The organism is Streptococcus mitis, from assembly GCF_905187535.1.
GTDB classification, from domain to species: Bacteria; Bacillota; Bacilli; order Lactobacillales; family Streptococcaceae; genus Streptococcus; species Streptococcus mitis_BS.
The window spans coordinates 88,302-110,874 of record NZ_CAJJIE010000001.1; the positions used below are offsets into that span (position 1 = coordinate 88,302).

At 40.1% G+C, this 22,573-nt stretch carries 17 protein-coding genes; 3 read left to right on the top strand and 14 right to left on the bottom strand.

Annotated features, from left to right (window positions below; translation table 11 throughout):
- Positions 1–10: 10 nt before the first annotated feature.
- From spxR to eno, 4 genes are all read right to left on the bottom strand, one after another.
- The gene (gene spxR, locus JQ841_RS00460) at positions 11–1,288 is read right to left on the bottom strand and encodes a CBS-HotDog domain-containing transcription factor SpxR (protein ID WP_203179787.1); all 1,278 of its coding nucleotides are present in this window, start codon (positions 1,286–1,288) and stop codon (positions 11–13) included.
- Complete coding sequence (locus JQ841_RS00465; protein WP_203179802.1) at positions 1,281–1,832, bottom strand: GNAT family N-acetyltransferase; 552 nt, start codon at positions 1,830–1,832, stop codon at positions 1,281–1,283. The genes spxR and JQ841_RS00465 overlap by 8 nt, the downstream gene beginning before the upstream one ends.
- Positions 1,833–1,847: 15 nt before the next feature.
- Positions 1,848–3,107 (bottom strand): UDP-N-acetylglucosamine 1-carboxyvinyltransferase, encoded by a 1,260-nt coding sequence (locus JQ841_RS00470; protein ID WP_203179788.1) that lies wholly within the window; start codon positions 3,105–3,107, stop codon positions 1,848–1,850.
- A gap of 218 nt (positions 3,108–3,325) precedes the next feature.
- Positions 3,326–4,630 carry a surface-displayed alpha-enolase gene (gene eno, locus JQ841_RS00475; protein WP_000022821.1) on the bottom strand — a complete coding sequence of 435 codons (1,305 nt, stop codon included), beginning with the start codon at positions 4,628–4,630 and terminating at the stop codon, positions 3,326–3,328.
- A 163-nt stretch (positions 4,631–4,793) separates the two neighbouring features.
- Here eno and JQ841_RS00480 point away from each other — a divergent pair, with 163 nt between their 5' ends.
- Positions 4,794–5,240, top strand: coding sequence for a DUF1694 domain-containing protein (locus tag JQ841_RS00480; RefSeq protein WP_203179789.1), 447 nt, complete (start codon positions 4,794–4,796; stop codon positions 5,238–5,240).
- On the opposite strand, the gene JQ841_RS00485 is transcribed toward JQ841_RS00480, so the two are convergent.
- The 9 genes from JQ841_RS00485 to JQ841_RS00525 all read right to left on the bottom strand — a co-directional run bounded on the left by JQ841_RS00485 (position 5,237) and on the right by JQ841_RS00525 (position 19,319).
- Positions 5,237–6,352: a glycerate kinase gene (locus JQ841_RS00485; RefSeq protein WP_203179790.1), complete on the bottom strand. Its 1,116-nt coding sequence runs from the start codon at positions 6,350–6,352 to the stop codon at positions 5,237–5,239. The two genes, JQ841_RS00480 and JQ841_RS00485, sit on opposite strands and share 4 nt — an antisense overlap.
- Before the next feature lie 8 nt (positions 6,353–6,360).
- Positions 6,361–7,005 (bottom strand): phosphoserine phosphatase SerB, encoded by a 645-nt coding sequence (serB, locus tag JQ841_RS00490; protein WP_203179791.1) that lies wholly within the window; start codon positions 7,003–7,005, stop codon positions 6,361–6,363.
- Between the two features lie 59 nt (positions 7,006–7,064).
- The gene (glgA, locus tag JQ841_RS00495; protein ID WP_203179792.1) at positions 7,065–8,498 is read right to left on the bottom strand and encodes a glycogen synthase GlgA; all 1,434 of its coding nucleotides are present in this window, start codon (positions 8,496–8,498) and stop codon (positions 7,065–7,067) included.
- Complete coding sequence (gene glgD / locus JQ841_RS00500; RefSeq protein ID WP_203179793.1) at positions 8,495–9,634, bottom strand: glucose-1-phosphate adenylyltransferase subunit GlgD; 1,140 nt, start codon at positions 9,632–9,634, stop codon at positions 8,495–8,497. Before glgD ends, glgA begins: the two co-directional genes overlap by 4 nt.
- Complete coding sequence (locus tag JQ841_RS00505; RefSeq protein WP_020902830.1) at positions 9,624–10,766, bottom strand: glucose-1-phosphate adenylyltransferase; 1,143 nt, start codon at positions 10,764–10,766, stop codon at positions 9,624–9,626. Before JQ841_RS00505 ends, glgD begins: the two co-directional genes overlap by 11 nt.
- A complete protein-coding gene (gene glgB, locus JQ841_RS00510) occupies positions 10,756–12,684 on the bottom strand; it encodes a 1,4-alpha-glucan branching protein GlgB (RefSeq protein WP_203179794.1) in 1,929 nt (642 codons plus the stop codon). Before glgB ends, JQ841_RS00505 begins: the two co-directional genes overlap by 11 nt.
- Before the next feature lie 313 nt (positions 12,685–12,997).
- Positions 12,998–15,277, bottom strand: a complete 2,280-nt coding sequence (pulA, locus tag JQ841_RS00515) for a type I pullulanase (protein ID WP_203179795.1) — start codon at positions 15,275–15,277, stop codon at positions 12,998–13,000.
- Positions 15,278–15,395: 118 nt separating this feature from the next.
- Positions 15,396–17,354, bottom strand: a complete 1,959-nt coding sequence (gene ligA / locus JQ841_RS00520) for an NAD-dependent DNA ligase LigA (RefSeq protein WP_203179796.1) — start codon at positions 17,352–17,354, stop codon at positions 15,396–15,398.
- Between the two features lie 63 nt (positions 17,355–17,417).
- On the bottom strand, positions 17,418–19,319 hold the full coding sequence (locus JQ841_RS00525) for an ABC-F family ATP-binding cassette domain-containing protein (RefSeq protein ID WP_203179797.1): 1,902 nt from the start codon (positions 19,317–19,319) through the stop codon (positions 17,418–17,420).
- A 153-nt stretch (positions 19,320–19,472) separates the two neighbouring features.
- Between JQ841_RS00525 and JQ841_RS00530 the strand changes: the two genes are divergently transcribed.
- Positions 19,473–21,191 (top strand): phospho-sugar mutase, encoded by a 1,719-nt coding sequence (locus tag JQ841_RS00530; RefSeq protein ID WP_084929933.1) that lies wholly within the window; start codon positions 19,473–19,475, stop codon positions 21,189–21,191.
- A gap of 111 nt (positions 21,192–21,302) precedes the next feature.
- On the top strand, positions 21,303–21,650 hold the full coding sequence (locus tag JQ841_RS00535) for a thioredoxin (protein ID WP_084953866.1): 348 nt from the start codon (positions 21,303–21,305) through the stop codon (positions 21,648–21,650).
- Positions 21,651–21,687: 37 nt separating this feature from the next.
- On the opposite strand, the gene JQ841_RS00540 is transcribed toward JQ841_RS00535, so the two are convergent.
- Positions 21,688–22,461 (bottom strand): potassium channel family protein, encoded by a 774-nt coding sequence (locus tag JQ841_RS00540; protein ID WP_084953863.1) that lies wholly within the window; start codon positions 22,459–22,461, stop codon positions 21,688–21,690.
- Between the last annotated feature and the right edge of the window lie 112 nt (positions 22,462–22,573).

Below are 22,573 nucleotides of genomic sequence, written 5' to 3' on the forward strand. Positions count from 1 at the left end.
CTCCTAGTTTCTAATTAATTTTAACGGTTACATTTGCTTTTGAAACAATCTGATGACCATGATAAATATCGTAATCAATAATAGCTGACCGTCTAGTATGGTGGATAATGCGTGCTTGAATGCGCAGTGTATCATCTATCTGAACAGCCTGCAAAAAGTAGATTAGCATCTGCTCGATGATGAGATTGCGCCCACTATTCACAACTAAATCTTGGGTCATATGAGTCAGTATCTCTGCCAATACACCATTAGCCAAAACACCGTTCTTCTCTAGCATAAAGGGTTCCACTGTAATAACTACTTCATCATGGTGATAAGAAAGTTTTTGACCAATCTGTTCAGAAAAAGTAGGTAGAGCAGAAACTTGGGAACGACTCATCTTCTCCATGACATCTCGTCTGGTTACAACCCCAAGCAAGGTTTGATTATTTCGAACAACCGGTACCATTTCAAAGTCTTCAGCAATCATCCGTTGACTGACATTGGCAATATTTGTCGATAATCCAACCAAAAATAGACTACGAGACATGACCTTATCAATTGTGGTACTTGGTGACTTATCACCTGCGTCTCTCATGGTTACAATTCCAACAACAACCTGATGTTGATTAATAACAGGGAAACGACTGCTACGATTCTTACGTACCAAGTCCAAATAATCTTTAACAGTGTCAGTCTCTCTTAGAAATCCATATTCGTGACAAGGGCGATAAAGTTTCTCAACTGTCAAAATATCTGTTTTAATTTGAACATTTGACAAGGCTTTATTGATCATGGTCGCGACGGTGAATGTGTCATGCTTGCTTCTCAGAACTGGAATTCCTTTTTGATTGGCCAGTTTAAGTACATCATCATGGACCTGAAATCCACCTGTAACCAGGACTGCATTTTCATTTTCTAATGCTAACAATTGAATACGAGTCCGATCTCCGACAATCAAAAGTCCCCCATCATGAAGGTAAGACAAAATATTTTGCTCAGTCATGGCACCGATTGAGAACTTACTAAATTCTCTCTCTAAACCTTCTTGACCAGCCAGAACCTCAGAAGAAGTCACTTCTGCAATTTCAGCAAAAGTTAATCTCTCTATAGCAACTTTTTGAGATTTAACACGGATAGTACCACTTCTTGGGCGAGTCTCTACAATTCCACGGTTTTCAGCTTCCTTTATAGCCCGATAGGCCGTTCCATCACTGACTCCCAGATGATTGGAAATGCTTCGAACACTGACCCTTTTACCAACAGGTAGTTCTTCCAAATAACTTAGAATTTCTTGGTGTTTACTCATTAATTTCTCCCTTTACAAAGCGAAACTCAAGATAATCACGCATTTTCCTTGTATAGCGATCACTTCCTTTAAACTGACGAATCAATCGAAATCCAGCCTTAAGAGCAACCCTTTGGCTAGCTTCATTTTCAAGGTGAGTAATGATGGCTAATTGTTTTAAACCAAATTCTTCAAAAGCAAGCTTACAGATTTTTCTAACAACCTCTGTCATAAATCCTTGCGACCAAAAATCTGTTCTCAAAAAATAACCAAGTTCTGCTTCTTTTTTAATTTCATCTATCTTTTCAAACTTAATTGAACCAATCATTTTTTCAGTTTTCTTGTCACAAATTGCCCACACTCCCAAAGGTGACTTCATAAAGTAATTAGCTAGTGCATATTGGCTTTCTTCCAGACTTGCCTGAGTCGGAAAAATAAATTGGAGATTTTCGGGATTTGAAGCTATCTCATGAAAGTCTTGACTATCACTAAAAAAGAAAGGACGCAAATACAAGCGATCCGTTTCAAAAAAAGAAAACATTGCTAATTTGGTCCAAATATTCATAAACACCTCTACGGTTTATTCTTCAACAAGTGTAATATCCGCTCCTAGATTACGTAATTTTTCAATAATATCTGAATAACCACGTAAGATGAACTCAATATTTGTAATTTCAGTTTTACCTTCAGCCATCAAACCAGCAATGACAAGTGCAGCCCCAGCTCTAAGGTCAGTAGCTTTTACATTTGCACCACGCAAAACACGTCCACCAGTATATAAAATATGGTCGTTTGTAGTCGTAATATCTGCGTCCATCTTTGCTAGTTCAAAAACATGGTTTACTCGTTTTTCATAAATGGTATCAATAATGGTACCACGCCCCTCTGCTGTTAATAGAAGAGGAGTAATTGGTTGTTGCAAGTCAGTAGCAAAACCAGGATAAGGAGCTGTCTTAATATTGATTGCTTTCAAATTAGACTGTTCTTCGACAAAAATACTGTCCTCCGATACAGTCATTCTCACTCCCATTTCTTCCAACTTAGCGATGAATCCTTCTAAGTGTTCATAAAGAACATTATTAATACGAATTCCCTTACCGACTGCAGCAGCTAAAGAAATATATGTTCCTGCTTCAATACGGTCTGGAATCACCTGATGACGGGTTCCGTGTAATCTGTCAACACCATCAATAATGATAATATTGGTTCCAGCACCACGGATATGAGCACCCATATTATTCAAGAGAGTAGCTACATCAATAATCTCAGGCTCACGGGCTGCATTTTCAATAATAGTACGACCATTTGCTTTAACCGCAGCAATCATCGTATTAATCGTTGCTCCTACACTAACCGTGTCCATGTAAATACTAGCACCATGGAGTCCTGAATCTTTAGCAGATAACTTCATGTTATCTCCCTCGTAGCTAACAGTAGCACCCATAGCTTCAAAAGCCTTAAGATGTAGGTCAATCGGACGAGGCCCAAGATCACATCCTCCAGGTAGGCCAACTGTAGCTTCACCAAAGCGGCCTAAAAGACTTCCATAAAAATAATAAGATGCACGAAGACTGTTGATTTTCCCATAAGGCATTGGAATATTTTGAACACCTCTTGGATCAATCTCCAATACATCGTCATAACGCTTAACGGTAGCACCCATTAACTCCATGATTTCGACAAGACTAACAACATCAGAAATATCAGGTACACAATCTAAAGTCACAACATCATCTGCCAAAATAATAGCCGGAATTAAAGCTACAACACTATTTTTTGCGCCACTAATGGTAATCTCACCTTGCAGGGGCAATCCACCATTGATAACAATTTTTCTCATTTTAAATTTTTAATACTCTTTCAAAATTTCTAAAAAGGTCCTACGTTAAAGTATACCATAATTTCACCTTTTTTTCCATCATTTTCAATTATATAAGCTGAATCGTATTTGTATTAACTGACCCTTTTTAAAAAGTTATGACTCTTTTTTGCCCCCTGAACAGAAAAAAAGCCCTTCGGATAAAATCCGAGGGGCTAGAAACGTTGTTAAATCAACGATTATTTCTTAAGGTTGTAGAATGATTTCAATCCACGGTATTCAGCTACTTCACCAAGTTGGTCTTCGATACGAAGCAATTGGTTGTATTTAGCAATACGGTCTGTACGTGAAAGTGAACCAGTCTTGATTTGTCCTGCGTTTGTTGCAACTGCGATGTCAGCGATTGTTGAATCTTCAGTTTCACCTGAACGGTGTGATACAACGGCAGTGTAACCAGCTTCTTTAGCCATTTCGATAGCGTCGAATGTTTCAGTAAGAGTACCGATTTGGTTAACTTTGATAAGGATTGAGTTAGCTGCGCCTTCTGCGATACCTTTTTCAAGGTATGAAGTGTTTGTTACGAAGAAGTCGTCACCAACCAATTGAACTTTACCACCAAGACGTTCAGTAAGAGCTTTCCATCCGTCCCAGTCATTTTCATCCATACCATCTTCGATAGTGATGATTGGGTATTTGTTTACCAATTCTTCAAGGTAGTCGATTTGTTCTGCAGCAGTACGTACAGCAGCTCCTTCACCTTCAAATTTAGTGTAGTCGTAAACTTTACGTTCTTTATCGTAGAATTCTGATGAAGCACAGTCAAATCCGATAAATACGTCTTTACCTGGAACATATCCAGCAGCTTCGATAGCAGCAAGGATAGTTTCAACACCGTCTTCAGTTCCTTCGAAACGAGGAGCGAATCCACCTTCGTCACCTACGGCTGTTTCAAGACCACGAGATTTAAGGATTTTCTTAAGAGCGTGGAAGATCTCAGCACCCCAACGAAGAGCTTCTTTGAATGATGGTGCACCAGCAGGTACGATCATGAATTCTTGGAAAGCGATTGGAGCGTCAGAGTGAGAACCACCGTTGATGATGTTCATCATTGGAGTTGGAAGAACTTTAGTGTTGAATCCACCAAGGTAGCTGTAAAGTGGGATTTCAAGGTAGTCAGCAGCAGCACGAGCTACAGCGATAGACACACCAAGGATTGCGTTAGCACCCAATTTACCTTTGTTAGGAGTACCGTCAAGTGCGATCATAGCACGGTCGATAGCTTGTTGGTCACGTACATCGTAGCCGATGATTGCTTCAGCAATGATGTTGTTTACGTTGTCAACAGCTTTTTGTGTACCAAGACCACCGTAACGAGATTTGTCACCGTCGCGAAGTTCAACTGCTTCGTGTTCACCAGTAGAAGCTCCTGATGGAACCATACCACGTCCGAAAGCACCTGATTCAGTGTAAACTTCTACTTCAAGTGTTGGGTTACCGCGTGAGTCTAGGACTTCGCGAGCGTAAACATCAGTAATAATTGACATTTTTTACTCTCCTTATGAGTTAAATTTTTTACACCTCTATAATACCTTAAATACCCTCCTTTTTCAAGAAAAAACGTTATCTTTGTGCAAATTTTCCTTAACTTTATAAAGTAATCGCTTTCTTTTATCTGTTTTATTCTAACTTTTATGATATACTGTTTTCATGACAGATTTATCAAAACAATTACTTGAAAAAGCTCATGGTGGCTCAAAATTAAATCCAGATGAGCAAAGACGCTATCTTGGTACCTTTGAGGAAAGAGTTCTTGGATATGCAGATATTGACACAGCAAATAGCCCTCAGTTAGAAAAAGGCTTTTTATCTATTTTAGAAAATCTTCAGGAAACAGCAGAGCCACTATTTGTAAAGATTTCTCCAAATATCGAATTTGACAAGCAAGTTTTCTACTTAAAAGAAGCTAAAGAAACTGATAGTCAAGCTACCATTGTATCTGAAGAGCATACTTCTTCTCCTTTTGGCCTGATTATCCATAGCAATGCACCAGTACAAGTAGAAGAAAAGGATCTTCGACTTGCTTTTGCAAAACTTTGGGAAGTTAAAAAGGAAGAACCTGCCAAAACATCCTTATGGAAGAAATGGTTTGGCTAAATCTTATTCATACTTAATAAACGTCCAATATTGACAGCTGTGTGCTCCAGATAGAGACTGGCATTTTTCAAACTATCTTCTAAAGCTTCACTTTTCTCCAAAATAGAAAAGGCCGCTTGGATATTTTCAAATGGTAGGGAAGGTAAATCCTCAGCAAGACTACCACAAATAGCAATAACAGGAACTCCGACAGGGGTTCTTTTTGCAACACCTATTGTCGCTTTACCTGCTAAACTTTGACGATCTAGCCTTCCTTCTCCTACAACAATCAAGTCAGCATCTGAAACTTTCTTATCAAAATTGATTAGGTCTAAGCAGGTATCAATTCCAGATACGATACTTGCCTGAGCAAAGGCACACAAACCACCAGCAATTCCTCCACCAGCTCCAGCACCTTTAATTTCCAATGTTGCAGGTGAGACTTTTTCATAAAAGTCTTGAATTGCCTGATCGACTTCTGCAAACATAGTAAGATCTAGGCCTTTTTGTTTGCCAAAAGTGTAGGTCGCACCTTGATGACCACATAAGGGACTCACGACATCTGCTAAAATACGGATTTGCACATCTTCAGGAATTTCATAGCGATTTTCTGTTGACATAGAAGCTAAGTTTAATAAGGACTGACCGCAAGCCGGCAAGACATTTCCATCCCTATCATAAAATTGATAACCTAAACCAGCAGCAATTCCAATACCTCCGTCATTACTGGCCGTGCCACCAACACCGATATAGATATCTTTAATCCCTTGAGCAATGAGATGACGGATCAACTCTCCAATTCCACAAGTTTGGATTTGAAGTGGATTTCGTTTCTCTTGCGGAATCTTTCCAAGGCCAACCAAGTCGGCAACTTCAAATAGTGCCTGTTGACCTTTTTGAAAATAGCACATAGCTTCTTTTTGTCCAAAAGGTCCTGTCACTTGGACCCATTTTTCTTCTAGGGCAAGAGAATGTCGAATAGCATCTACAGTGCCTTCTCCACCATCACCAACAGGACAGAGGAGACATTCTACATCTGCTATCGATTGTTGTAAGCCTCTTTTAATAGCTTCAGCTACCTCTTCAGCCGTCAAGCTTTCTTTAAATGAATCTGGTGCAATTACAATCTTCATATTTTCCCTCATTCTAAAAAGTCAATCAAAGGAAGAACTTCTAAAAAATCCCTCTTGTCAACATGATTCGGTATTTCTTTTTTGAGCACTTCTTTGGCACAAAAGGCGATTCCAAGTCCCGCTGACTTCAACATTAATAGATCATTGGCCCCATCACCGATTGCAATTGTTCTTTCTTGAGGAAGTTTTAGTTTCTCTCTCCATTTTTCCAGAGTCTCTTTTTTGACCTGGGGACTGATAATTTGTCCAACTAATTTTCCTGTTAGAAGACCGTCTTTGACTTCAAGTTGATTGGCAGAGAAATAGGTAATACCAAGTGATTTCGCTAATCTCGCAACTATTGGTGTAAAACCACCAGACACCAGACCAACCAAGATGCCATTCTTTTGAAGAATAGAGATGAATTCGTGGGCATTTGGCGATCGATGAATTGAGTTGAAGACTTTATCAAATACAGAAACAAGAAGTCCTTCCAGTAAGGACACTCTTTTTCTTAAACTGCTTTCAAAATCCAACTCTCCTCGCATTGCCCTACATGTAATCTGCGAAATTTCCTCCTCAAAACCTGCCTCTCTTCCCAACAAATCTATCACTTCTTCTAGGATTAAGGTTCCATCAACATCCATAACACACAAGCCTTTTACTTGAGACATCAGTTCTCCTCTCTAAAATAGCCTAAAAATCGTATGAAGTCATCATACGATTTTATCTATTAATTAACTAAACTATGGTACAAGTCAAGGTATGACTTGCAGGCTGTATCCCATGAGAAATCACACTCCATAGCTTGTTTTTGTAGGTTTCTCCAAACGTCAGGGTTGTTTCTATACAGGTCCAAAGCTGTTTGGAAAGTCCAATTTAACCAGTAAGGAGATAGATTGTCAAAGCTAAAGCCAGTACCGCTTCCTTCGATTGGATTGAAAGCGCGAACGGTATCTCGTAAGCCACCAACTTCATGAACCAATGGCAAGGTTCCGTAACGCATAGCCATCATTTGAGACAAGCCACACGGTTCAAAACGACTTGGCATGAGGAAGAGGTCACAAGCAGCGTAGATTTCTTGAGCTAGTTTGACATCAAAAGTGATATTTGCTGATAGCTTGTCTGGGTAAATCTGAGCAAACCATGAGAAAGCTCCTTCAAAGGCTGGATCACCAGTTCCTAAAAGAACAATCTGAACATCTTCTTGCAAGATATGGTGCAGACTTTCCACCACCACATCAAAACCTTTTTGACGTGTCAAACGAGAAACAATTCCCACCAGTGGAACATCAGCTCTAACTGGCAAGCCAACTCTCTCTTGTAATTTTGCCTTATTCTGGGCTTTTCCAGACAAATCTTCCTGATTAAAATGATAGTCTAAAAGGGCATCCGTCTGAGGATTATATAGGTCAGCATCAATTCCATTCACGATACCAGAAACTTTACCAGACTCCATCCTAAGAATCTGATCCAAGTTACATCCGAATTGGCTAGTCATAATTTCATGAGCATAACTAGGTGAAACTGTTGAAACACGGTCCGCATAGAGAATACCTGCCTTCATCCAGTTCAAACAGTTGTTCCAGCGAAGGGTACCATCAGCATAACGTTCAAAGCCGACTCCAAACAAATCCCATAACATTCCCTCTGAAAATTGTCCTTGGAATTCCAAATTATGAATGGTTAAAACAGTTTTAATTCCTTGATAAGCTTGAATCCAACGGTATTTTTCCTTTAACAAGAAAGGTATCATAGCTGTATGGTAGTCATGAACATGGAGAAGGTCAGGGATAAAGTCAATCCTTTCCATAGCCTCAATGGCAGCCAGTTGGAAGAAAGCGAAACGTTCTCCGTCATCAAAATCACCATAAACATGACCACGGAAGAAATAATATTGGTTGTCAATAAAGTAGAAGGTCACACCGTTTAAGACTGTTTTCTTAATCCCACAGTACTGTGTGCGCCAACCGACGCTCACCTCAAAATGAAGAACATCTTCAATCTGATTTCCAAATTTAGCCTCTACCATGTCATAGTAGGGTAAAATCACTGCAACTTCGTGCCCGTCTTTTACCAGTGATTTGGGAAGAGCGCCAATAACGTCTCCCAAACCACCTGTTTTTGAAAAGGGTGCACCCTCTGCTGCTACAAATAAAATTTTCATGAATGAATATCCTCTGTTACTTTGCTACCTTTCTTAACGACAACTGGATGTTCTGAAGTTCCTCGAATCACAACACCAGGCTCAACTTCAACACCCTTGTCCAAGATAGCATATTCGACCTGAGCCCCTTCTCCAATAACAACACGAGGGAAGAGTAGGCTATCTTTAACCAGGCTATCCTTATGGACATGAATATTACGTGATAGAACGGAATTAGCCACTTGACCTTCAATGATACTACCAGAGGCAAACTGAGAAGTACTTACCTTAGATGTATTAGCATAGTAAGTTGGCTCTTCGTTTTTGACCTTTGTATAAATCTTTTGATTTGGTGAGAAGAGAGAGTAGAATTTTTGCGATTCAAGCATATCTTTGTTAGCTTGGTAATAAGACTCTACAGAATGAATATTTGCCAGATAACCTGTGTACTCATAAGCAAAAGCTCCTTCTTTTGCAGCCAAATCACGTAAAACATAACGCAACTTCTCTGGATGTTCTTTTTTAGCTTCTTCTTCCAAACGTTCAATCAACCAAGGTGTATCAACAACAAAGATATCTGTAGACATATTGTAAACTTCATCTGTTGATTTGCTATCAAAGAGTTTGTGAGAACGAACATGGTCAGTTTCATCCACTTCCAAGATTGCATTGACTTCTGAAATGTCTTTCTTAGCTAGTTTTTTATAAACTACAGTTATAGGCCCTTTTGTTGTACTGTGTAGGTGGAATACTTGATTCAAATCAATATTAATCAAAACATCACAGTTGAGTGAAACTGTTTGGTTTGAACCAGAACGCTTCAAATAAGTAAGAAGCTGATGATAGTATTCTTTTCCAACTGTACTACTTTCCACACGGGTATTGTAAATACCTAGATAATAGTGGCTAAGAAGGGTTGACAAGCCCCACTCACGCCCAGAACGGATATGGTCAAAGACTGAGCTAATATTGTCTTGTTGGAAAATACCAAAGATACTACGGACACCTGCATTAGCAAGACTTGAAAGTGGGAAGTCGATTAAACGATATTTACCTCCAAATGGCAAGCTAGCTACTGGACGGTGGTCTGTCAGTGTTGACATATCATGAAAACCAACTGTGTTTCCTAAAATGGCAGAATATTTATCAATCTTCATCTGTTGCTACCCCCACTACTTCATCATATCCTACAACTTGTACTTCTTCTGTTCCATCAATTTCGACACCGTCAGAAATAACTGCACCTTCACCAATAATGGCACGTTTGATTTTAGCTCCCTGACCAACAATTGCTCCACTCATGATAACTGAATCTACTACTTCTGCCCCTTCGCGAACTTGCGCACCTGTTGAGAGGATAGAATGTTTAACAGTTCCATCTACGAAACAGCCATCGACAACCAAGGAATCTTCCACATGAGCATTTGCCCCAAGGAAGTTTGGTGGTGAAATTAAGTTTCTTGAGTAAATCTTCCATTGACGGTTACGGCTATCCAAGGCATTTTCTGGTGAAATATATTCCATGTTAGCTTCCCAAAGAGACTCAATCGTACCAACATCTTTCCAGTAACCATTAAATTCGTAGGCATAGACACTTTCACCTGACTCAAGGTAATTTGGAATGACATTTTTACCAAAGTCTGACATATCGACATTGCTCTTTTCAGCAGCAACGAGCATATTGCGCAGACGTTGCCAATCAAAAATGTAAATTCCCATAGAAGCTTTGGTAGATTTAGGTTGAGCTGGTTTTTCTTCAAATTCAACAATACGATTGTTTGCATCTGTATTCATGATACCAAAACGGCTAGCTTCCTTAAGAGGAACATCAAGAACTGCGACTGTCAAACTAGCATTATTATCCTTGTGAGACTGGAGCATATCATCATAGTCCATTTTGTAGATGTGGTCCCCAGACAGAATCAAGACATACTCAGGATTAACACTATCGATATAGTCGATATTTTGGTAAATAGCGTGGCTTGTCCCCTCAAACCAACGATTTCCTTCACTTGCAGAGTAAGGTTGAAGGATAGAGACACCAGAATTAATCCCATCTAGACCCCAACTTGAACCATTCCCAATATGGTTGTTGAGAGCAAGTGGTTGGTACTGTGTAATAACTCCAACATTGTTGATACCTGAGTTGGCACAGTTTGAAAGAGCAAAGTCAATGATACGGTAGCGCCCACCAAATTGCACAGCTGGTTTTGCAATGCTTTGAGTGAGTTTACCTAGACGAGTTCCTTGCCCACCAGCAAGAATCAAAGCTAACATTTCATTCTTCATTTTCTACTCCTTTTTGGTTTTTACTTGTAACGGTTTTAGTAGGTTTCAAGCGACGTTTGATTTTCCAAACACTTGCTCCCATAGCCGGTAGGGTAAAGGTCAAGGTCTGCTCATAATCTTTCCATAGTCCTTCTTGCGTTTGCACAGTTTGATTATGTTCTTTCCAAACGCCTCCCCACTCTTCTAACTCAGTATTCCAGACTTCTTCGTAAATCCCTGCAACAGGAAGTCCGATTGTAAAATCTTTTCGTTCAACAGGTGCCATATTAAAGATACAGACTAACATATCATCCTTCTTCCCCTTACGGATGAAGGAAAGAACACTCTGGTCTCGATTATCCGCATCAATGATTTCAATACCATCATAGCTGGTATCAATTTCCCAAAGACAGCGGTGATCTTTGTAAAACTGGTTTAACCGAGAAGTGAAATACTTCATCTTAGCATTCATTGGATCTTCTAGGTTAGACCATTCCAACTGTTCTTCAGATTTCCATTCTAGAAATTGCCCATATTCACTACCCATGAAGAGCAATTTCTTACCAGGGTGACAAATTTGGTAAGTGTAGAGATTACGCAAGCCTGCGAATTGATTGTAGCGATCTCCCCACATCTTGTGCATCATACTCTTCTTGCCATGAACCACTTCATCGTGTGAGAATGGTAGGAGATAATTCTCCTTGAAGACGTACATAAAACTGAAAGTCACCAGGTTAAAGTCATATTTACGATAAATCGGATCTTCTTCGTAGAATCGGAGGATATCATTCATCCAACCCATATTCCATTTATAATCAAAGCCAAGACCATCTGAATCCTTGGTGTCAGTAATCTGAGTAGCTGATGAACTTTCCTCAGCTATCATCATAACGTCTGGATGAACTAGTTTAATCACATCATTCAAGCGTTGAAGGAAATAATAACCTTCATAGTTGAGATTACCACCATCTTTATTAGGTGTCCATGGAGCATTATCGTAGTCAAGATAGAGCATGTTGCTAACCGCATCCACGCGAATACCGTCCAAATGGTAAAAGTCAATCCAGAACTTAATACTAGAAATCAAGAAGGACTGGACTTCATTCTTTCCAAGGTCAAAATTGAGTGCTCCCCAACCGTAGTTATGAGCCTTATTATGGTCTTGGTATTCAAAAGTCGGTGTTCCATCATAATAGGCCAAGGCATCATCATTGATAGTAAAGTGACCTGGTACCCAGTCTACAATAACGCCAATGTTGTTTAAGTGACATTCCTCAACAAAATCTTGAAACTCTTCAGGACGACCATAGGCATGCTCTAGAGCAAAGTAACCCATAAGCTGATAGCCCCAACTCAAACCTAGTGGGTGAGACATCAAAGGCATAAACTCAATGTGAGTATAATTCATCTCAACCAAGTAAGGAATGAGTTCATCTTTCAATTGAGCAAAACTATAGGGGCTGCCATCAGGATTCCTCTTCCAAGAGCCAGCATGAGCCTCGTAAATATTGATAGGACGCTCTTCAAAGCTCAAACGTTTTCTACGAGCTAGCCAGAGACCGTCCTTCCATTTCTTTTCTGGAATATCTGTTAAAATAGCACCAGTCCCAGGTCGTGCCTCATATCGTACAGCCAAAGGGTCAATCTTCATCAGCTGATGACCATTTGAACGTGTGATATGGTACTTATAAATTTGGCCTTCTTGAGCAAGACTGGTAAAGACTTCCCAGACTCCAAATTCATTCCGTTCCATCGGAATTTGATTTTCAACCCAATTGGTGAAATCCCCTACCAAGTGAACAGCCTGAGCATTAGGCGCCCACACACGAAAAGTATAGCCATACTCTCCATTTTTTTCTTCCCTATGAGCTCCCAGATAGTGCTGGAGGTGAAAATTTTCACCTGTCATAAAGGTTTTTAAAGCATTATTCTTATCCATACACCCTCCTAATTCTGTAAGCGTTTTCTATAGATTTATTATACTACCTTTTTAGGGAAGATTCAAGTAAATTACGGAATTTGCAAAAAAATCTTTTGAAAGTCTTCAACAAATTCACTGATGTGTTCACTTGTAAATCAAGAAATTTTCAGAAACGCTTTGAAAACGAATTGTTTTTTTATAATACTATCATAAAGTTCGTTATTTAGCTAACAAAAATATAATTTTAAGTAAAAAAATAAATCAGGAAACGAATCTCCTGATTTTATTAACAGATAAAGCACCACAAATGAATTTAAATTGTAAATCTATTCTACAAAACTTTAAAGACGCTGGCACTGACGCCACCAACCATGTCTTTATCACTTAAATGGCTATTGGTCATCAATAGTTCTAGATTTCCAGCATTTTCAAACTGGAAGTCTTGCCCTTTAGCATTAAATGCAACCAGTAAATGTTCTTCCCCTTGAATCTCATAGACAATCCAACCACTATGTTCGTGGGCTGAATGAACAAAAACATGATGGTAAATCTCATCATAAGTTGGGTAAGAAAAGGCACTGCTTTCTGTCTTCAATCGAATCATCTGACGAATAAACTCAATACTATCTTGACGCTCATTAATCAAGTCCCAGTTCACTTGATTCACGCTATCAGGAGCATTATAGCTATTCATAGCACGTTCTCTATCATCATGGGTCAGCTCACCGTTTTCACCAGTCGCAACCAGTTTGGTACGACCAAATTCTTGACCGATTTCCATAAAGGCCATCCCCTGCATGAGCAGATTCATGGCTGTAGCAGTTTCGACCTTGCGCATGATTTGCTCTGAACTTTGGTCTGGATGTAGGGTTGCTAACAAATCGTGAAGATTGTAATTGTCATGGGCTTCCACATAGTTAAGTACTTGATTTGGATGTGTATAGGTTCCTAATTCACGACTGCCTAGGATTGCTTTGGCAAGAATTGGCTCTGTCGCAGCACCGCTGACAAAACCTGACTTGATAGCACCATAAACTTCTCCACCTTTGACAGCATCACGCTGATTGTCATTAAAGAAACCAATATTTGGCATCTGGTAGGCATTGTCTTTCTTGGCCTTATCATAAGGTGCAAGACCTGTTCCCATATCCCATCCTTCTCCATAAAGGATAATGTTAGGGTCAATTTCATCCAAACTCTGACGAATCATCTGCATTGTCTTGACATCATGAATCCCCATCAAATCAAAACGGAAGCCGTCAATATTGTATTCCTGCACCCAGTATAAGAGGGAATCAATCATATACTTGCGGAACATTTCGTGTTCACTGGCAGTTTCATTTCCAACACCCGTTCCATTCTGGAAGGTACCGTCTGGATTCATACGATAATAGTAATCAGGGACAGTTGTTTGGAAAGGTGCATCAACAACTGAGAAGGTATGGTTATAGACCACATCCATAATGACACCAATGCCAGCATCGTGATAGGCTTGAACCATGGTCTTCAAATCACGAATAACCTGAGCAGGATCCTCTGGATTGGTTGAAAGGCTCGTTTCTGGTGCATTATAGTTTTGTGGGTCATAACCCCAGTTGTAGGTTACATTCCCATCCTCATCGTATTCTTTGTGACGATCTGCGATTGGTTGCAACTGAACATAATTGTAGCCAAGCTTCTTGATGTGATCAAAAGCAGTTGACTGACCGTACTGGTTAACCGTTCCAGTCTGAGCAGCACCCAAGAAAGTTCCTCGAATATGTTCATCCACACCTGAGGTCGGTGATTTGGTCAAATCACGAATGTGCATTTCACAAATAACTGCCTTACATGGGTTTGCCAAGCGCCAAGTAGCATCAGAACCATGCTTAACCTCGAAGTGTTCAACTTGCTTTTCTGCATGGCTCAGAATAGCTGAACGTTTGCCATCAGGACTGGTTGCGATAGTGTATGGGTCGCGTGTCAAGGTTTGGTGATGGGGGAATTGGACTTGATACTGATAAGCCTTACCAACTAAATCTTCCTCAACCTCCAAACTCCAGACACCGATTGTATTGTCCTTATGATTATAGGAGTAGCTATTGCCTCTTTCCATCTCAAAAGTTTTCCAAACTGGTGCATCGTTAGCAGCTGATTCATAAACGACAACCTGCACTTCTGTCGCTGTCGGAGCCCAAAGAGCAAAATGAGCTTGATTATCCTCTACACGGCACCCTAATTCTCCTTGGTAACCCCAATGATGGTCAAAACTGGCACTGTTAATAGCCTTATCAAAGGCAAAAGGATTTTGATTTTTATAGAAAGGACTGGCAATAGCAGGGTTTTCAGAATAATAAATCCTGTCATCCCCTTCCAAAATCCAGACCTCTGTTAAAAGAGGATAGTGATTGAAACGGATAGCATATTCTTTACTAGTTTGGCCTGTATTAACTACAAAATTCAAGCTTTCTAGAGGATGAGCACTTGGATGTTCAAAACTAAATAAGGCACCAAAATAATCTTCTTTGTAGGTTAGCAAATCAATCCGCTGGTCCTGACTTTTTACAAAAGAGCAAGTATCGTATTCTCCATTCTTGCGATGGTAATGAATACGCATAGGGTAGTTATACATTTTTTAATTTTCCTTTTTTCTTCTTAATTTGTTTCTATTTGATTAATAAATACTTGACCGATTTTGTCCCGATTAAAAAACTTAATCATATTATCTAAACTCTGTTTTTAAACGATTATTACAAACTTTCTAGCCAAGCTTCATCTCGAACTTCGATTCCAAGTTCTTGTGCTTTTTGCAGTTTGTTTCCAGCATCTGCACCAGCCACGACGAGGTCGGTCTTTTTAGAAACGCTGCCTGTTACTTTGGCACCCAGACTTTCGAGTTTACTTTTAGCTTCTGAGCGCTTGAGACGTTCCAATTTCCCAGTCAATACAACTGTCAAACCTGACAAGGCCGCATCCGCTACTACTGTCTGACCTTTATAGTCCAGATTGACCCCAGCTTCTTTTAATTCTCTGAGGAGAATTTCAGAGCCTTCTGTCGCAAAATAAGTCTGAAGACTTTTGGCAATTACACCACCTAGACTTTCAATACTAGCCACTTCCTCTGGATCTGCCTGAGCCAGATTTTCAATCGAATGGAAATGTTGGAGTAACAGCTGACTAGCCTTACTTCCGACATGACGAATTCCCAAACCAAACAAGAGCTTCTCGGCAGAATTTTCCTTAGATGCTTGAATGGCCTGATACAGTTTAGAAGCGGACTTTTCCTTAACCCCCTCTAAAAGGAGGAAATCTTCTTCTTTCAAGCGGTAAATATCCGCCACATCCTTGACTAAATTGGCAGCGAAAAGTTTCTCAACAATAGATGGACCAAGGCCTGTAATATTCATGGCATCTCGAGAGGCAAAGTGAATCAAACCTTCCATGATTTGGGCAGGGCAACGCGGATTGATACAACGAAGGGCCACTTCATCTTCAAAGTGCAACAAGTTCGAATCACAACTTGGGCAGTTTGTTGGAATATCTAGTTTCTCTTCAGAAATTCGTTTTGATTCTACTACACGTAAAACAGCAGGGATGATATCCCCAGCCTTATAGACGATAACCGTATCATCTTTGCGGATATCTTTTTCAGCAATATAATCCACATTGTGCAGGGTCGCACGACTAACAGTCGTACCAGCTAGCTGAACAGGTGTCAGATTTGCAGTTGGCGTAACAACTCCAGTACGGCCAACTGTCCAGTCAACTGAGAGTAGTTGAGCTTCTTTTTCTTCAGCTGGGAACTTGTAGGCTACTGCCCACTTTGGAGCCTTGACGGTAAAGCCGAGTTCTTCTTGTCCTGCTAGGTCGTTGACCTTGATTACCACCCCATCAATATCGTAAGGTAGATTTTCCCGTTCTTGTCCTACTTCTTGGATAAAATTCCAGATTTCATCTATGTTTTCAGCCAAAATTCGCTTAGGATTGACCACAAAACCAAGCTGTTCTAGGTGCTTCAAAACCTTTTCTTGGCTATCACGAGTCGAAGGGCTGGCTTCTTGATAGAGAAATGTGGCAAGATTGCGCTTGGCAACTACAGCTGTATCCAACTGACGCAAGGTTCCTGCCGCCGCATTACGAGGATTAGCAAATTCAGGCTCTCCATTTTCTTGGCGAGCTTGGTTGACCTGGTCAAAAGAAGCTCGTGGCATATAACATTCCCCACGAACTGTGATATCTAGTTCTTCTGGCAAGGTCAAAGGAATGTCCTTAACACGCTTGAGGTTTTCTGTGATATTCTCCCCAATAGAACCATCTCCACGTGTTGCCCCAGCAACCAAAATCCCCTTTTCATAAGTCAGCGAGATAGACAAACCATCAATTTTAAGCTCACAAATATAGGTTGGATGAGCCACTTCCTTACGAACACGCGCATCAAAAGCTTCAAGCTCCTCACGTGAAAAAGCATCCTGCAAGCTGTAAAGAGGATACTGATGACTGTATTTTTCAAAACCATCTAAAACCTTACCACCAACACGATGGGTCGGACTGTCTGCTAGCACTTGATCTGGATAGGCAGTTTCTAACTCAACCAACTCTCGGTAAAGGCGATCATACTCACTGTCTGAAACCGAGGGATTATCGCTGGTATAGTACTCAGTCGCATAGCGATTGAGCAAGGCGACTAACTCATTCATTCTTTTATTCATAAAACCATTTTACCATAAACTAAGCCCTCCTCACAAACGAGAAGGGCGGATAACTTAGAAATCTTACACCTGCTCTGATAATTCTTCCCACTCAAGCATAGCTTCTTCCTGACGATGGCTGATTTTGTCCAACTCAGCCTGCAATTCCATCAGTTTGTCGGCATCGTTTGTTTCCAACATTTGTTCAGAAATAGCTTGGCTTTGACTTTCTAACTCTTCAATTTCAGCTTCTAGACTTTCGATTTGTCGCATGAGTTTGCGGGCTTCTTTTTGACTTTCTTTCTGAGCCTGATAGTCATTAACTGGGCTTGCTTCTTTTGCTTGATTGCTGGTTGAAGCTTCCTCAGTCTGGCTCATTTCTACTTCTGCTTTCTTCTCAACATAGTAGTCATAATCTCCAAGATAGAGAGTTGAACCATTCTCAGACAATTCCAGTACATGAGTTGCCACACGATTGATAAAGTAACGGTCGTGGCTAACAAATAGAAGGGTGCCATCAAAGTCAATCAAGGCATTTTCTAGCACTTCCTTGCTATCAATATCCAAGTGGTTGGTCGGCTCATCAAGGATCAGGAAGTTGTTGTTCTCCATAGACAATTTAGCCAAAAGCAAACGAGCTTTCTCTCCACCTGACAACATACCGACTGATTTTTTAACATCATCTCCTGAGAAAAGGAAAGCACCTAGGCGGTTACGGATTTCAACTTCTGGTGTCAGTTTAAAATCATTCCAGAGTTCATCCAGCACCGTATTACTTGGTGTTAGCTTGCTTTGGGTTTGGTCATAGTAACCAACTTCAACATTGGCCCCAAATCGCTTTTCTCCCTTGATAAACGGAATCTGGTCCACAATAGACTTGATAAAGGTTGACTTGCCAATACCATTTGGTCCAACAATAGCAACAGCATTCATCTTACGAAGGTCTAGGTTGATAGGATCTGACAATATTTCCCCATCATAGCCAATAGCTGCATTCTCAACAGTCAAAACAACATTGCCCGACGTTTTTTCAGACTGGAAGGTCATGTTGGCTGATTTCTTGCCAGCTTCAGGTTTGTCCAAACGCTCCATTTTTTCCAGTTGTTTGCGTCGAGATTGGGCTCGTTTGGTCGTCGAAGCACGTACTAGATTGCGATTGACAAAGTCTTCCAGAGCAGCGATTTCCTTTTGTTGCTTTTCATAGTTTTTTGCCTCAGTAGCTAGCTTTTGCTCCTTTAACTCAACAAAACGAGAGTAGTTACCCACATAGCGATCCAAGGAATGCTTGGTCAAATCTAGCGTAATTGTCGCAACCTTATCTAAGAAATAACGGTCGTGGCTGACAATAATAAGGGCGCCGCTATAGTTTACCAAGTAATTCTCTAGCCAAGCGATAGTTTCAATATCCAAGTGGTTGGTTGGCTCGTCCAAGACCAAGAGATTTGGCTTTTCAAGGAGCATTTTGGCAAGTGCCAGACGAGTATTTTGACCACCCGAAAGCTCGGCAATTTTCATCTGCCACATAGATTCGTCAAACTTGAATCCATTCAAAATCGCTCGTATATCAGCTTCATAGGTAAAGCCACCTGCTTGGCGAAAATTCTCAGATAAGCGGTCGTAATCTGACATCAGTTTATCCAAATCTTCACCAGATTTTTCACCCATCTCCAGCTCCATCTGACGAAGTTGTTTCTCAGTCCGACGCAAGTCATCAAAGACATGAAGCATCTCATCGTAGATGGTATTTTCAGACTCAAAACGGCTATCTTGAGCTAGGTAAGACAGAGAAATATCTTTTTTCTTATTGATTTCACCACTAGTTGGCTCCTCTTCTCCAACCAAAATCTTCAAAAGAGTAGACTTACCTGCACCATTTTTCCCAACAAGGGCTATCCGATCACGTTCATCAACTTGTAGGTTAATATTATCAAAAAGAACCTCTCCTGCAAAAGAACGTTCAATTTTATTAGCTTGTAAAATAATCATAAAAGTAGTATAGCATGTTTCCCTAAGGCATTCAAGACTTGATAAACAGGCATATGTTACTACTTTTATGTAAGTTATGCTAAGGTTTTACTAAAACGCTAAAAAGTGCTATAATGTGAACGGTTAAAACAATTTACAAAAAGGAGAATTTCAATGTCTTACCAAGAAAATTACCAGAAATGGGTTGATTTTGCGGAGCTTCCTGACTACCTTCGTCAAGATTTAGAAAATATGGATGAAAAAACGAAGGAAGATGCCTTCTATACAAACCTTGAATTTGGTACTGCAGGTATGCGTGGGTTGATTGGTGCTGGTACAAACCGTATCAACATCTACGTTGTTCGCCAAGCTACTGAAGGATTGGCTCGTTTGATCGAGTCAAAAGGTGGAAATGAAAAAGAACGCGGTGTAGCAATTGCCTACGATAGTCGTCACTTCTCACCAGAGTTTGCCTTTGAATCTGCTGCAGTTCTTGCTAAACACGGCATCAAATCTTACGTATTTGAAAGCCTTCGTCCAACTCCAGAACTCTCATTTGCAGTTCGTCACCTCAACTGTTTCGCAGGTATCATGGTCACAGCTAGCCACAATCCAGCACCATTTAACGGGTACAAGGTTTACGGTGAAGACGGTGGACAAATGCCTCCACACGACGCGGACGCTTTGACTACTTATATCCGTGCAATCGAAAATCCATTTGCGGTAGAAGTTGCTGATGTGGAAACTGAAAAAGCTTCTGGCTTGATTGAAGTTATCGGCGAAGCTGTTGACGTAGAATACCTTAAAGAGGTTAAGGACGTAAACATCAACCCAGCCTTGATTGAAGAATTTGGTAAAGACATGAAGATTGTCTACACACCACTTCATGGTACTGGTGAAATGCTGGCTCGTCGTGCTCTTGCCCAAGCAGGATTTGACTCTGTTCAAGTTGTTGAAGCGCAAGCAACTGCTGACCCAGACTTCTCAACTGTAAAATCTCCAAATCCAGAAAGCCAAGCAGCCTTTGCTCTTGCTGAAGAACTTGGTCGTCAAGTTGGTGCAGATGTTCTTGTGGCAACTGACCCAGACGCTGACCGTGTTGGTGTGGAAGTTCTTCAAAAAGATGGTAGCTACCTCAACCTTTCAGGTAACCAAATCGGTGCTATCATGGCAAAATACATCTTGGAAGCCCACAAAAACGCAGGAACTCTTCCTGAAAATGCGGCTCTCTGCAAATCTATCGTATCAACTGATTTGGTAACGAAGATTGCTGAAAGCTACGGCGCAACTATGTTCAACGTTTTGACAGGTTTCAAATTTATCGCTGAGAAAATCCAAGAATTCGAAGAAAAACACAATCACACTTACATGATGGGATTTGAAGAAAGCTTCGGTTACTTGATTAAACCATTCGTACGTGATAAAGACGCTATCCAAGCTGTTCTTGTCGTTGCTGAACTTGCTGCCTACTACCGTTCACGTGGTTTGACCCTTGCTGATGGTATCGAAGAAATTTACAAAGAGTACGGCTACTACGCTGAAAAGACTATCTCTGTTACTCTTTCAGGTGTCGATGGTGCTGAACAAATCAAAGCGATTATGGCTAAGTTCCGCAACAATGCTCCAAAAGAATGGAACACAACAGCTATCACTGTCGTAGAAGATTTCAAAGCTCAAACTGCTACTGCTGCTGACGGTACTGTTACAAACTTGACAACTCCTCCAAGTGATGTGTTGAAATACACACTTGCTGACGGTTCATGGATTGCCGTTCGCCCTTCAGGTACAGAACCAAAAATCAAGTTCTACATTGCAGTTGTAGGTGAAACAAACGAAGAATCACAAGCTAAGATTGCTAATATCGAAGCAGAAATCAATGCTTTTGTAAAATAAAGTCCTATAAAAGATGAGATCAACCAATCTCATCTTTTTTTCGTATCAAATCTAAGCAATTTTAGAAACTTTATGGCATACTAGACATATCAATGAAAGCGAGGTAATCTCATGGAACAATTTTTAGATAACATCAAAGACCTTGAAGTCACTACAGTTGCGCGTGCGCAAGAAGCTCTTGATAAGAAAGAAACTGCAACCTTCTTTATCGGTCGCAAAACTTGCCCTTACTGCCGTAAATTTGCAGGTACTTTGGCAGGTGTCGTAGCTGAAACCAAAGCTCACATCTACTTCATCAACAGTGAAGAACCAAGCCAACTCAATGAGTTGCAAGCATTCCGCTCACGCTACGGAATTCCAACTGTACCAGGCTTCGTTCACATTGTAGATGGACAAATCAATGTCCGTTGCGACTCTTCAATGTCAGCACAAGAAATCAAAGATTTTGCAGGATTGTAAAAAAGCCACTCATCGAGTGGTTTTTAAATGGTCAAAATTACCTTTTTTCAATCAAATCTTGTATCATTCTATGCAGTTCTTCTATCTTCTCGGATTGTCTCTCTAGTAACATTCTCTGACTAGACAATTCATCTTGGAGTTTATCAAGTTTTATCTGTTCATCTGGATTATCTTTTACAAAAAAGTTCGTCAAGGCACTCGTTAACATTCCTATTGTTCCAATACCGACAAGCATTAATAAAACAGCTAACCATTTACCAAAAATCGAAGTAGGAATAATATCCCCATAACCAACTGTCGTTACAGTTACAAGAGCCCACCAGAGACTATCTGAGAAGGATTTTTCTTCAACTACAGATAAAATTGAACTTCCTACTAGAACGATAAAGATATTAACATATAAGATATAAATCAGGCCATTTGTTCGTAAGAATCTACTAATTTTTCTTTCTAATTTACCTGTAAGTCCAATTATTCTAAGTAAACGAGTCAGTTTCAGTAATTTTGTCATCCTTGCTAAGCGGAAGATACGCCCTAATCGAAAAACTATGAAAATAGCATTTAAAGGGAGAATAGCCAATAAATCAAAAATATTTTCAAGAATAAAGCGCCATTTTTCTTTACTTGAAAAGAACCGACAACCATAATCTACCACAAACACAAACCAAAGTTGTATGTCAATAATACTGTATGGAGGATTGTCTAAATCAATCATCTCAGCAAATCCAAGCAAGACAAGAACAACGGATATTAACGTAAGTATGATAATCGTTGTGTCATAATAATCCTTGAATAACCATTTTCTTTTCACATCATTTCTCCTATATCATTTGTAAACATTATACCACACCAAATCTCTACTAAAATATATAAAAGAAGGCACATTTGTACTGCACCCCAAAAGTTAGACAGAAAAAATCTAA

Coding starts and splice junctions, on each gene's coding strand:
- JQ841_RS00485 (WP_203179790.1), bottom strand. CDS start 6,352: ATGAAGATTGTAATTGCACCAGATTCATTTAAAGAAAGCTTGACGGCT.
- ligA (WP_203179796.1), bottom strand. CDS start 17,354: ATGAATAAAAGAATGAATGAGTTAGTCGCCTTGCTCAATCGCTATGCG.
- JQ841_RS00465 (WP_203179802.1), bottom strand. CDS start 1,832: ATGAATATTTGGACCAAATTAGCAATGTTTTCTTTTTTTGAAACGGAT.
- eno (WP_000022821.1), bottom strand. CDS start 4,630: ATGTCAATTATTACTGATGTTTACGCTCGCGAAGTCCTAGACTCACGC.
- pulA (WP_203179795.1), bottom strand. CDS start 15,277: ATGTATAACTACCCTATGCGTATTCATTACCATCGCAAGAATGGAGAA.
- spxR (WP_203179787.1), bottom strand. CDS start 1,288: ATGAGTAAACACCAAGAAATTCTAAGTTATTTGGAAGAACTACCTGTT.
- glgD (WP_203179793.1), bottom strand. CDS start 9,634: ATGAAGATTGATAAATATTCTGCCATTTTAGGAAACACAGTTGGTTTT.
- JQ841_RS00470 (WP_203179788.1), bottom strand. CDS start 3,107: ATGAGAAAAATTGTTATCAATGGTGGATTGCCCCTGCAAGGTGAGATT.
- JQ841_RS00505 (WP_020902830.1), bottom strand. CDS start 10,766: ATGAAGAATGAAATGTTAGCTTTGATTCTTGCTGGTGGGCAAGGAACT.
- glgA (WP_203179792.1), bottom strand. CDS start 8,498: ATGAAAATTTTATTTGTAGCAGCAGAGGGTGCACCCTTTTCAAAAACA.
- serB (WP_203179791.1), bottom strand. CDS start 7,005: ATGTCTCAAGTAAAAGGCTTGTGTGTTATGGATGTTGATGGAACCTTA.
- glgB (WP_203179794.1), bottom strand. CDS start 12,684: ATGGATAAGAATAATGCTTTAAAAACCTTTATGACAGGTGAAAATTTT.
- JQ841_RS00535 (WP_084953866.1), top strand. CDS start 21,303: ATGGAACAATTTTTAGATAACATCAAAGACCTTGAAGTCACTACAGTT.
- JQ841_RS00530 (WP_084929933.1), top strand. CDS start 19,473: ATGTCTTACCAAGAAAATTACCAGAAATGGGTTGATTTTGCGGAGCTT.
- JQ841_RS00525 (WP_203179797.1), bottom strand. CDS start 19,319: ATGATTATTTTACAAGCTAATAAAATTGAACGTTCTTTTGCAGGAGAG.
- JQ841_RS00480 (WP_203179789.1), top strand. CDS start 4,794: ATGACAGATTTATCAAAACAATTACTTGAAAAAGCTCATGGTGGCTCA.